The organism is Candidatus Magnetaquiglobus sp. (assembly GCF_058402785.1).
Window position 1 is genome coordinate 51080 of sequence record NZ_JBZVFG010000021.1, and the last position, 11989, is coordinate 63068.

General features: G+C 62.1%; 7 protein-coding genes. 3 read left to right on the plus strand and 4 right to left on the minus strand.

Going from position 1 to position 11989, the window contains the following annotated elements; translation table 11 throughout:
• Positions 1–104: 104 nt before the first annotated feature.
• On the plus strand, positions 105–1919 hold the full coding sequence (gene typA, locus ACV4UY_RS09025) for a translational GTPase TypA (protein ID WP_491607271.1): 1815 nt from the start codon (positions 105–107) through the stop codon (positions 1917–1919).
• Between the two features lie 142 nt (positions 1920–2061).
• Here typA and ACV4UY_RS09030 read toward each other — a convergent pair whose 3' ends face one another.
• The gene (locus ACV4UY_RS09030) at positions 2062–2373 is read right to left on the minus strand and encodes a PilZ domain-containing protein (RefSeq protein WP_491607272.1); all 312 of its coding nucleotides are present in this window, start codon (positions 2371–2373) and stop codon (positions 2062–2064) included.
• Positions 2374–2709: 336 nt separating this feature from the next.
• On the opposite strand from ACV4UY_RS09030, the gene ACV4UY_RS09035 reads away from it, so the two are divergent.
• On the plus strand, positions 2710–4713 hold the full coding sequence (locus tag ACV4UY_RS09035) for a TolC family outer membrane protein (RefSeq protein ID WP_491607273.1): 2004 nt from the start codon (positions 2710–2712) through the stop codon (positions 4711–4713).
• On the opposite strand, the gene ACV4UY_RS09040 is transcribed toward ACV4UY_RS09035, so the two are convergent.
• The 3 genes from ACV4UY_RS09040 to ACV4UY_RS09050 are packed head-to-tail and all read right to left on the minus strand — an operon-like array spanning position 4688 to position 10653.
• On the minus strand, positions 4688–6037 hold the full coding sequence (locus ACV4UY_RS09040; protein WP_491607274.1) for an HlyD family type I secretion periplasmic adaptor subunit: 1350 nt from the start codon (positions 6035–6037) through the stop codon (positions 4688–4690). The two genes, ACV4UY_RS09035 and ACV4UY_RS09040, sit on opposite strands and share 26 nt — an antisense overlap.
• A gap of 21 nt (positions 6038–6058) precedes the next feature.
• Positions 6059–8200 (minus strand): peptidase domain-containing ABC transporter, encoded by a 2142-nt coding sequence (locus ACV4UY_RS09045; RefSeq protein ID WP_491607275.1) that lies wholly within the window; start codon positions 8198–8200, stop codon positions 6059–6061.
• Positions 8197–10653: a peptidase domain-containing ABC transporter gene (locus tag ACV4UY_RS09050; protein ID WP_491607276.1), complete on the minus strand. Its 2457-nt coding sequence runs from the start codon at positions 10651–10653 to the stop codon at positions 8197–8199. The genes ACV4UY_RS09045 and ACV4UY_RS09050 overlap by 4 nt, the downstream gene beginning before the upstream one ends.
• Positions 10654–10983: 330 nt before the next feature.
• On the opposite strand from ACV4UY_RS09050, the gene ACV4UY_RS09055 reads away from it, so the two are divergent.
• A partial coding sequence (locus ACV4UY_RS09055) for a hypothetical protein (protein ID WP_491607277.1) occupies positions 10984–11989 on the plus strand: 1006 nt, incomplete at its 3' end.

An 11989-nucleotide genomic window follows, 5' to 3' on the forward strand; every position in this document is an offset into this window, starting at 1 on the left:
ATACTGATGGGATTTTTTCCATTCGGTGACTTTCGGTGTCAGCCATGGCCCGGATGTTCGCGCCCCATGACCCGTAAAGATCTGTCCAACTAAGGAAACCAATCGTGCTTGATCTGTTGCGCAACATCGCCATCATCGCCCATGTGGACCACGGCAAGACCACGCTGGTCGATAAACTGCTCCAGCAATCCGGAACCCTCGCCCAACGCGGCGAAGTCCAGGAGCGCATCATGGACTCCAACGACCTGGAGCGGGAGCGTGGCATCACCATCCTGGCCAAGAACACCGCCATCCAGTGGCGCGAGTACCGCATCAACATCGTCGATACCCCTGGCCATGCCGACTTCGGCGGCGAGGTGGAACGGGTGCTCTCCATGGTCGATTCGGTGCTGCTGCTGGTGGACGCGGTGGATGGTCCCATGCCCCAGACCCGCTTCGTGACCCGCAAGGCTTTCGACATGGGGTTCAAGCCGATCGTGGTGATCAACAAGGTGGATCGCGACGGCGCGCGTCCGCTGTGGGTGCTCGATCGCACCTTCGACCTCTTCGACCGCCTCGGCGCCACCGACGCACAACTCGACTTCCCGGTCGTCTACACCTCGGCGCTGCAAGGGTGGGCCACCCTCGATCCCGACGTTCCGGGACGGGATATGGAAGCCCTCTTCGAGACCATCGTCGATCGCACGCCGCCCCCCGCCGTGGACCCGAACGGACCGTTCCGCATGCGCGTTTCGGCACTCGACAAGAGCAACTATGTCGGCATCATCGGCATCGGGCGGGTCGAGCGCGGCATCGCGGCGGCCAACAGCCTGGTCACCGTGGCCGCCCCGGACGGCACGCGCCGCAACGCCAAGATCGCCAAGATCTTCAGCTTTCTCGGTCTGGAGAAGATCGAGGTTCCCATCGCCCGCGCCGGCGAGATCATCGCCTTCACCGGGGTGGAGAACCTCGGCATCTCCGACACCCTCTGCCACATCGAACACGTCGAACCCCTGCCGCCCCTGGCCGTGGATCAACCCACGGTGAGCATGACCTTCCAGGTCAACGACTCCCCCATGGCCGGACAGGAGGGGAAATTCGTCACCAGCCGCCAACTGCGCGAACGGCTCTTCAAGGAACTGGAACACAACGTCGCCCTGCGGGTCGAGGAAACCGACAACTCCGACCGTTTCCGGGTCTCCGGACGCGGCGAACTGCATCTGTCGATCCTGATCGAGAACATGCGCCGCGAGGGGTACGAACTCGGCGTGTCGCGTCCGGAGGTAATCCTGCGCGAGTTCAACGGCGAGTTCAAGGAGCCCTACGAACTGCTGACCGTGGATGTGGAAGAGGTCAACCAGGGGGCGGTGATGGAGGCCTTGGGCATGCGCCGGGGGGATCTCAAGGACATGGTGCCGGATGGACGGGGCCGGGTGCGGCTCGATTACGTGATTCCGGCCCGCGGCCTGATCGGCTTCCAGACCGAATTCCGCACCATGACCTCGGGCACCGGGCTCATCGCGCGCATCTTCCACGAATACGGTCCGCTCACCCAGCCCAACCTGGGCGCGCGGCGCAACGGGGTGTTGATCTCCATGGATGCCGGCAAGACCGTGGCGTTCGCCCTGTGGAATCTCCAGGAGCGCGGACGGCTGTTCGTGCCTCCGGGGGTGCCGGTTTACGAGGGGATGATCGTGGGCATCAACAGCCGCAACCAGGATCTGGTCGTCAACCCGATGAAGGGCAAGCAGTTGACCAACATCCGCGCCTCCGGCTCCGATGACGCCATTCTGCTCACCCCGTTCCTCAACTACTCCCTGGAGCAGTGCCTGGAGTTCATCAACGAGGACGAGTTGGTCGAGGTGACCCCCAAGAGCCTGCGCATGCGCAAAAAGCTCTTGAAGGAGCACGAGCGCAAGCGTTATTCGCGTGGTCTTTGAGAGGCCGTTTGGCAAATGCCAAACAGCCTTTGAGACGCGATCGCGGTTTGCGACAGGTCAGGGCGTGCTGACATAAAGAGGCATCGCGTCTTCGGACAAGACGCGATGCCTCACCGGGAGCAGGAGTTCCGGAGCTTCCAGCTCAGGCGGCGATTTCCGTGGCGGGCAACAGTTGGGAAGCGAAACTGCTGGGCTGTTCTTCCAGAAAATGGACCGCGATGCCGGTTTCGGTGATCCGGGCCACCGTGCATGCCCGGATCGGCGCGGAGTTGAGCGGCATGAGATGCAACAGTCCCAGCTCGTGCAGTTCCAGTGTGTTTGGCGCGTAGCCGATGTCGAAGTAGACCCCACTGTCGCTCACATTGACCGTGTTGCCGATGAAGGCGCGCCTTCCCGGCAGCTCCAGAAGCACCCGCGCCAACACTTCGAACCGTTCTGCCCGTTCGTCCGGCATGCCAGAACCTTTCTTGAATGGAGCACTGTTTTCCAAATGGATTCGGGCGGCAGTGTAATCGCTTTCTTTAAGAAAATCCAGCCAATTTCGACCTGAATTGCAATTTTTTCCAGTTATACCTCCCGATTTCTGTCATTTTTCGTTTGATTGGGTTGCTTTTGTGCCCCTGTCCTGCCCGATCCGATCGCCTGTCGCCGCACCTTCCGACACGCCCCCTTGGAGCGGGGATCCGTGGACGATCTCGAAAAAACCCGACAAACCTTGCCAATCTGGCTTGAGACTTGCTGGATGGGAGGTAAAGGGTGAATTCTTGTTCATGTCAGGGGTGTCAATCGGATGTCGGGTGGCAATCGTATACGCATGGGGCGGCCTGGATGGGGAGTCGCCCGTTGTCTGGGTGGCCTGTCGTGCATGGCGATCGCCCTGCCGTGCGCCTCGGCCCTGGCCGACTCGATTCCAGAGGCCATGCGTTCCGCCTTGAAGGATACCCCGCGCATCGAAGCGGCACGCCGCTCGCTCCAGGCCATCAAGGAACGCCGGGCCCGCGCCGTGTCCGGCTATCTGCCGACCCTGGATCTCAGCCTGGCCACGGGCAATGAGTGGAGCAACACCACCTCCACCCGTCCGGTGGAAGGGGAGGTGCGGCTGCAACGGGGCGAAATGCAGGTTACCCTCAATCAGCCCCTGTTCGATGGCTTTTCCACCTGGCACCAGGTGGCCGAAAACGATGCCCGCGAGAGTTCCGAACAGGCCGCCCTTGAGCAGGCCTCCGAAGAGGTCGCCCTGGATACGGTGCTCGCCTATCTCGAGGTGCTGCGCCAGCGGGAGTTGCAACACCTGCTGCGCGAACAGGAGGAGGTCCACACCCTGATCCTGGAGCGGGTGCGCGACATGGCCCGTCTGGGCATCGTCACCTCGGTGGATGCCGACCTTTCGGAGAGCCGGCTCAAACTGATCATCTCGGATCTGGCCTCCGCGGAAGGGGCGGTGCGCAAGGCCGCGACCCGGTTCCGCCGCATGGTGGGACGGGAGCCGGGCGTGCTCGACCCGGCGCTCTCTCCGGTCGGTTTTCTGCCGAAATCCCTCCAGGAGGCGATCGAATGGGCCACACGCCACAGCGCCTCCCTGAAACGCTCCAAGGGGGATCTGGAGTCGAGTCGCGCCTCCCATGCCGGCAATTACGCGCGCTATTGGCCCAAGGTGGGCTTGGATCTGGGCTACTCCAACACGGATAATGTCAACGGCACGCGCAGTTACAACGAAAACGTGCGTGCCATGGTGCGCATGAACGTCAACCTCTTTCATGGTGGCGCGGATCTGGCCACGGTGCGGGAGAGCGCCGAACAGTTGGGACGCAGCCAGGGGTTGTACGACGAGGCGCAGGAGACGGTCTACGAAGAGGTGCGCACCGCCTGGGAGCGGATCCGCACCTCACGGGAGCGGTTCGTCAAGCTGGAGGACCATCTGGAGGCCAAACAGCGGGTCACGGCCTCCTACCACGAGCAGTTCAAGATGGGATTGCGGCCTCTGCTCGACGTGCTCAACTCCGAAAACGAACTGACCACGGCCAAGAACGCGCTGGTGAACGAGAAATACGAAGAGCTTTCCGCCAGTTACCGTCTGATGGCGGCCATGGGGATCCTGCGTGCCTCCCTGCCGGGCGGGGATCCGGACAAGCCTTTGTCCGCGCCGAACCGGGAGATGGTGAACGCGCCGCGACAGCCGGAGATGGCGTCCGCGCCGAACCGGGAGATGGTGAACGCGCCGCGACAGCCGGAGATGGCATCCGCGCCGAACCGGGAGATGGTGAACGCGCCGCGACAGCCGGAGATGGCGTCCGCGCCGCGACAGCCGGCTCTGACCTCCGTCGTCCCGCCGGTTCTGCCTCCCGTCGAGCGTGTTCCATGGGGGCGGAAGCCCGACGAGAACATGACCCCGGTTCGGAATCACGCCCCGACGGTCGCATCTCCCCTGCCCACGCCTGTCAAGAACGCTTTCCCGGTGCCGGAGAAGAGCGCGATCATTCCCGCCACCCCCGAAGTCGTCCCCAACGCCGCCATCGAGGCGATGCCATCGCGTGCATCCGGTTCCACCCGCCCGATCTTTGCCGCCGAGCCGGTCAATCCCCAGGAGATGCTCGAATCGACCGGAATCGATGCCGATTTCGAGTTGATCAAGCCGGATCTGGAGGCCGGATCCATTTCGCCGCTCTCCTCTCCGACTCCTTCCGCCTCCCACGCCGACATCCCCACCTTGGAGGAGGCCACGGAGTTGTTGTGGCGGGAGAGCACCGCCTTCTCCTCCGAGGTGCCGCTCAGCGCTCCCGGAACGCCTCGTTGATCGATGAGTAGATCGGTTTGAGCAGATAGGCCATCAAGGTCTTGCTGCCGGTATGGATGTCGGCCTGCACGGTCATGCCGGGGAGGATTTCGTTCACGCCCGGATGTGAACCGAGGTAGTGCTTGGAGAGCTTCACCTTGCCCTTGAAGTAGGGCTGCTTCTTTTCATCCATGAAGGCATCCGGCGACACGGATTGCAACTCGCCGGCAATCGTTCCGTAGCGGGCATAGTCGTAGGTCAGAACCTTCACCGTCACCGGTTGACCCACCTTCACATGACCGATGTCGCGGGTGGTGATGCGGATGTCGGCGTGCAACGTGCCGTCGAGGGGCACGATCTTGGCCACCAGTCCGCCGGGCGGGATCACCCCTTTCAAGGTGTTGGCCCCCATCTCCTGAATCACCCCCCGGACCGGCGCGGTGATCACCAGTCTGGTGACGCGGTTTTCCAGACGGGCGATCAGTTCGTCCACCTGGGCCTGCTCGGAGAGGGCGTTGTTCAGCTCCTTCTGGGCCTCGTGGCGGCGCTGCTCCTCGCTCTCCTTCAACCGGCCCCGCAACTCCAGGATCTCCATCCTGGTCTGGGCCATGGAGCCCTGATTGCGTTTGATCTCCTCGACGACACGGGTCTTCTCCCGCTTGGTGGAGAGCACCGACAACTGCGAGACCAACCCCTTTTCCAACCCTTTTTCCTGAATCGCCTGCTCCTCTTCCAGCAGTTCCTTGCGACGTTCGAGGGGGTCCATCTGGTTGCGCAATTCGCGGATCTGGGTCTCCCGTTGCGCGATCTGACGCAGGATCACCTCTCCGCTGCTGGCCTGATAGTCCCGTTGGCTGTTCAACAGGTTCTCCTGATCCGCGGCCAGGGCCGCATACTCCGGCGCGACTGCGGCGAAACGGGGCGTGCGTCCCTCCAGAAAGGATCTCTGCCGTTCGATCAGCAGGGCCAGGGATTGATGACGGGCTTGATACTGCTTGAGTTCCGGTTCGATCGGTGCCGGGTCGAGCCGGATCAACGGATCCCCCTGGGCAACGATCACCCCCTCCTTGACCAGGATCTGTTGGATGATCCCCCCCTCCAGATGCTGGACGTTTTGCACCGGATTGTGGGTGACCACCTCGCCGGGGGCGGGCGCCATCTCCTCGAGCACCGAAAAGGAGGCCCAGACCAGAAAGACCACCACCGCCAGAGAGATCGACAGGCCCGTGGCGCGAATCAGCAGCGGCAAGCCGCCCTCTTCCAGGATCATGGATTGGGCCAGAAAGCGTTGTTGACGATTTCCGGTCGGGATGGTTTTGGATTCGGTGGCGGGTTCGGAGGACATCGAGATTCGGTTCCGTGGGGGTCAGATCAGGTTTTGGGGAATCTTGGGCAACACCTCGCCGGGTGGTCCGGCGAGTTTCAGATACCCCTGATCGAAGAAGAACAGTTGATCGGCCAACCGCATGTGGCTGGGACGATGGGTCACGATAAACACCGTTGCCTTGCCGCGCAACCCGTTCACCACTTTCTGGAAGGCTTGATCCCCCTCCCAGTCCAGGGCGCTGGCCGGTTCGTCGAACAAAAACAGTTGCGACGGCTTGAGATAGGCGCGTGCCAGGGAGAGTTTTTGAATCAGACTCGAGGAGAGCAGTCCGGTGTTGTCGCCGATGCGGGTATCGAAGCCGCGCGGCAGGGCGCGCACATCTTCGAGGGCCCCGGATTTGCGGCATGCCTCCTCCAGCTCTTCCAGGCTGGCGGTGGCGTGGGCCAGACGGAGATTCTGGGCGATGGTGCCGTGGTAGAGATCGCAGCGTTGCGGCACATAGGCCACGGCGTGACGCAGTTCGATGGGGTTCATCTGGCGGATGTCCTGTCCATCGACGCGGATACTGCCGGCCTGGGGAACGTAGAGTCCGGCCAGCAGCTTGATGATGGTGGATTTGCCCGAGCCGTTGCTGCCGACCACCACCACCACCTCGCCCGGTTTCACCTCGAAGCTCACGCCCATCAGGGCCGGCTCGGCCTCGTTGGTGTAGCGCAGGCTGACGCGCACGAAACTGACCGCGCCCTTGAAGGTCTTGATCGGTTCGATGGGGGCATAGGCTTCGAACTCCGGCTTGACGTTCATCAGTCCGTCGATCTGCTTGACGCTGGAGCGGATCTGCTCCATGCGGGTCATGGCGAAGAAAATGCTTTGCAAAGGGGCCAGGACGCGCCACACCAGGATCATGGAGGCCACCAGTCCCCCGACGGTCATTTCGGCGGCCAGCACGCGCAGCACGCCGAGGCTGACCGTCACCAGGCCCGAGGCGACCACCAGCAGTTGGGCGATGGTGTTCACGGATGCGGTGATCAGCGAGGAGCGGAAGTTCTGCATGGCCGCCTCGGCGGAGAGTTCCCGGAACCGTTCGAACCACATCTCCTCGGCGCCCAGGTATTTGATGGCGCGGATTTTGTTGAGCACCTCGACCGTGAACTCCTGATGTTTGGCGCGGGCGCGTCGTGCCTTGGCCCCTTCGTTATCGACCAGGGGGGTCATGACGAACCAGAGCACCAGGAACAGCAGTGCCGTGATGGCGGGGATCAGGGCCAGAGACCCGGCCAGCATGGCCATGACCACGATGAAGACGATGGTGAACGGCATCTCCAGAAAGACCAGGGCCAGGGGACCGGTGAAGAATTCGCGTACGTTGTCGAAATCCTTGACCCGTGCCACCTGGGAGCCGATCGGGGCCCGTTCGGTGTAGGAGGGGATGAGCGAGAGGATGCGCAGAAAGATGGCGCTGCTGACGATGCTGTCCATGTGGGCGCCGACGTGCATGAGGATGCGGGCGCGCATGGCGCGGAGCATCCAGTCGAAGCCCAGGGCGAGCAGCACGCCGATCACCAGATAGACCAGGGTCTGCATGGAGTGGGAGCCGATCACCCGGTCGTAGACCGCCATGGAGTAAAGCGGCGGGGCGATCTGGAGGACGGTGATGGCGGCGGTGAGTCCGACGATGAAGTAGAAGTAGCGTCGGAAACGGTTGGTGGCCATGCGCAGCCAGCCGATGCGGTTCTGCTCCAGGGACATGAGTTCGTGGTCGAAGATTTTGAAGAAAAAGGCCGATCCCTGGATATTCATGGGTGGAATCCGACCGATCTGCCCGGTTGCGCCATCGAAGATCAGCCACAGATCCCCGATCTGCTCGTAGATGACCATGGCGCCCCGGTCATCGGGCACGAACAGACAGGGCATCAGGCGTGGATCGATTTCGGTCAGTGCCATGCGCAATTCATGGCTCTGGAAGGTCAGGTTGGCCATGACGTTGCGCATGGCGGTCAGATCCAGGGATTCGGCGAAGTGGGGCAGGGCCTCGGCCACATGGCGCAGGTCGCCGCGATAGCCGAGGGCGTGCAGCAACGGCACCAGACAGGCCCCGAAGTCCGACAGACGCGCGAACTCCTCCAGAATGCCGCTCGGCTTGGGATAGTCGATCAGCGACTCTTGCGGACGTTTCATCATGGCTTTTTCTCGCCGGAATTCAAGAAGGCAAGTTTGGTGATCACGTCCGCGTCGCTCTCCTGGCCAGACTCGTTCGCAGCATGCGGATCCGAAACGTCGCCATTCGTCCCGCCCGTCGCCAGCCCAGCCGGTCTGGCGTGATCCATTCCCTGGACTGCGTGTCGCGTCGGCGTGTCGTCAGTCGTTCCAGACCTCGCCTGCCGGGTCGGAGCGGTCCCCGGTTTGGTCAGGGTCACGGCCAGGGGTTCGGGTTGGCTGGTCGCGGGCGGGGGCGGGGGCTGCCCCGCGGTCTTGGCGCGCAACAACTCCCTGAAATTCGGACGCGGGCCTGAAGTCTCGTCAGCCCCCTTGGGCGGTACGGGCAGGCGGACCGGCGTTGGTCTGGTCTGATCCGTCGTGGAGGCCTGTGCCGGATTCGGGGCGGGCGGACTGCCCGCTTGCGGCGTGCCTGGGGCCGAGGGTGGTTTGATCCGGTTTTCCGGCAAGGTGATCTGGAGCGGGCGCGGGATCGGCGGTCCGGGAGGCGTGGGAGCTTGTTCCGGTTGGGGCTGTGCCGATGTTGGTGGGTTGGTGGACTGCGGAGTCGGTTCCGTCCTGGCATCGACGCGCCCGGTTTGAACGGGTGGCGCGACGGGCGCGGAGGCGTTCGTCTTGGGCGTCTGCCGGAGCGGAGTCGCCGTTGAAGGCGTCACGACTGGTGGCGGCGTGACGGTGGGCGGCGGCGTGACGGCTGGCGGCGGCGTGACGGCTGGCGGCGGCGTGACGGGTGCGGGAGGTCGTGGCGTGACGGCTGGCGGCGGCGTGACGGGTGCGGGGTCTCCGGGTGCGGGAGGCGGGGGTGGTTTGTTCTCCTTTTTCTCCTGCTGCACCAGGGTGCGATCCTGGATTCGGTAGATCCGGTCGGCCAGAGCAACCAGCGAAGGGCGGTGGCTGACCATGATCAGGGTCACCTTGCCGTGAAAACGCATCAACTCCTGCTTGAGTTCTTCGTCGCCCCGGCTGTCGATGGAGGTGTTGGCCTCGTCGAAGAGCACCAGATTGGGGTGGTCGAGGAGCGCTCGGGCGATGGCGATGCGCTGTTTGACTCCTTGAGGCAGAATCTCGGCGGCACCGTCATCGACCAGGGTTTCGAAGCCGTTGGGCATCTTGGTGACGAAATCCAGCAGCCCCAACCGGCTGGCGAAGGATTCGGCCTCGGTATCCTTCCAGGGCCGGAACATGGTCAGGTTGTCCATGATCGTCCCTTTGAAGAGAATGCCGGATTGCGGCAGATAGGCGATTTTCCCGCGGACACTGGAGGGATCGAATTCGGCGATATCTCGGCCATCGATCAACACCGCTCCCGAAGAGGGGCGCAACGCGCCTTGCATCAGCCACAACAGGGTGGTCTTGCCGCTGCCGTTGCCTCCGGAGATGGCGATGGTCTCGCCCGGTGCGACGGTCAGGTTGATGTTCTCCAGAATCGGTGGTTTGTCGGGTGCGAAGCGATACGAGACATCCCGCATCTCCAGACCCCCGGCCACGGAGTCCAGTTCCGGGGTCTCGGCGTCGGATTCGGGGGGCAGATCGAAGAGGATCGCCAGCCGGTCCCGGGTTACGCGAATCGACTGGAAACGGGCCCAGATGCCGAAGGCGCGCTGCAAGGGTTGGATCGCCTGTCCGGAAAGCATGCTGCATGCAGCCAGTCCACCGATGGTCAGTTTCTGTTCGATGACCATCAGACATCCCAGACCCACCACCGCCACCATGTTGAGTTGCGAAAAGAGCATGCCCAGATTGCCCGAGGTGACCCCGAGCAGTCCCACCTGTTGCGAGACGTTGGAACAGCTCTCCTGCAATTTTTCATAGCGACGCAGCATCATGGCTTCCATGGCCATGGCCTTGATCGAGTGGACCCCGTTGAGAACCTCGATCAGAAAGTCGATGCGTCGGTCTTCCCACAGGGTTCGTTTTTGCACGGCATCGTAGAGCCAGCGGCTGATCAGGAAGGAAACGCCGATGAACAGACCGAAGATGAAGATCGGAATCACCACCAGCCAGCCGGCCAGATAATAGATCAGAACCAGGAACAGCACGGCAAAGGGGAGATCCAGCAGGGTGAGCACCGCCTGGCCGGCGTAGAAATCCTTGAGGGCGTGAATGCCGTTGATGCGTTCCAGATGGGCGCCGGAGCCCTGGCGTTCGATGTGTCCGAGGCTGGAGGCGAGCAGACGGTAGACGGCGGTGCATCCGGCCAGATGTTCGAATCGGGCGCCGAGCCAGCTGCCGACGTAGGATCGGACCATTTTCAGAATGGCCTCGAGCAGGATGGCGGTCAAGACGCCGGTCGTGAGCAGTCCCAGGGTGGTGATCGCCTCGAAAAGCAGGATGCGGTCATAGATTTGCAACATGGTCAGGGGTAGGGCGAGCGCCAACACGTTCAGGACTGTTGAAGTTATCACCAGGTCCAACATGTTTCGGCCAATCAAGTTTTTCGGAATTAGAGTTTTTGGCCATCCAACCCCATGGAATAGTTTTGTTTTTTTCATGCCACAAACATTCTTTCCGTCAGAATTGCATTGCAGATATGTCAAGATTGGCAAGCTTTTACAAACCGACTTCTCTATCACTTATGATCTAGGATAGCTTTTTTATCTAGCCAATTCAAGCAGTATGAATGTATATTAACTGTAAGGAAAATTTTTTTTGCTGTGAAGAACTTGCAAAGTGATTTATTAGGTGGGGGTGAGGGGGATCTTCCCATCATGCCAGTTTCCGGTCACGTTAACCAAGCGGGTGCGGCCATGTCTGACAATCAGCAAAACGAAAAGGATGAAATCGGCATCGAGGAGGATCGTCAAAATCTCGATGACATGACCGTTCTTCAAGACGTGAAGAGCGTTGACCTGTCCGCCGAGGAGAATCCCAACGAACAGTCCGACACCGTTGCCGAGCAGATGGTGGTGATGGGTAGCGTGCAGATGGGAAGCCGAAAGGATATCGAACAGGCCATCGCCCAGTCGGGATCGGTCGCGGAAGAGTCCAAGCCCGGCGAGGAGGATGATGCCCCCGCCGACCGGGAACAGTCCCAACGTCCCGATCAAGCCGCCACCGGTGAGGAGTCCCAGTCCGGCGACACCGGGATTCGTGGCGAGACCGACGTGTCTGGCCAGTCCGTCACGCCTCAGACCGCACCTGACGCCGCGGCTACCCAGGAACGGAACGCTCCCGTCGCGAATTCGGCGGGAGCGAACAATCAGCCCGATATGCCCTCCGTCGAGGTCGCGCCCCCGGTGGTGGCCGCTCCACCTCCCGCTCCGGAGGTCACCGAAAAACCGGATGTCGGCACGTCTTCTCCAGAAGAAGAGACACCCGAACCCGAGGAAGAATCCGGTCCGATTGATGATGCCCAGACCGTGGCGCGTCTGGATGGCATCACCATGGAGACCTCCGATGTCGTGGGCCAGGAGGACAGTGGCATACCGCTGAACATCGAAATCAACCAGACCGACTCCAGCGAGACGGTCAAGATTTACATCGAAGGCGTCCCGGAGGGTGCCACCCTGTCCGCCGGTGAGGATCTGGGCGATGGACGCTGGGAGTTGCGGGTCGAGGACCTGAAGGATCTGGTGCTGACCCCGCCGGAAAACTCGGATGTGGATTTTTCGTTGGCCGTGCGCAGCGTGGTCACCGAACCGCAAACCGGGGAGACATCGACCACCACCCAAACCGTGAATGTGAATGTTCAAGCTGTCGCCGATCAGCCAACGTTGGTATTGAGCGATGCGACCGGCACCGAGGATCAGCCGA

What these genes read in the sequence shown, in the direction of transcription:
- ACV4UY_RS09030 (WP_491607272.1), bottom strand. Translation starts at nt 2,373, where the DNA reads ATGCCGGACGAACGGGCAGAACGGTTCGAAGTGTTGGCGCGGGTGCTT.
- ACV4UY_RS09035 (WP_491607273.1), top strand. Translation starts at nt 2,710, where the DNA reads ATGTCGGGTGGCAATCGTATACGCATGGGGCGGCCTGGATGGGGAGTC.
- ACV4UY_RS09040 (WP_491607274.1), bottom strand. Translation starts at nt 6,037, where the DNA reads ATGTCCTCCGAACCCGCCACCGAATCCAAAACCATCCCGACCGGAAAT.
- ACV4UY_RS09045 (WP_491607275.1), bottom strand. Translation starts at nt 8,200, where the DNA reads ATGATGAAACGTCCGCAAGAGTCGCTGATCGACTATCCCAAGCCGAGC.
- ACV4UY_RS09050 (WP_491607276.1), bottom strand. Translation starts at nt 10,653, where the DNA reads ATGTTGGACCTGGTGATAACTTCAACAGTCCTGAACGTGTTGGCGCTC.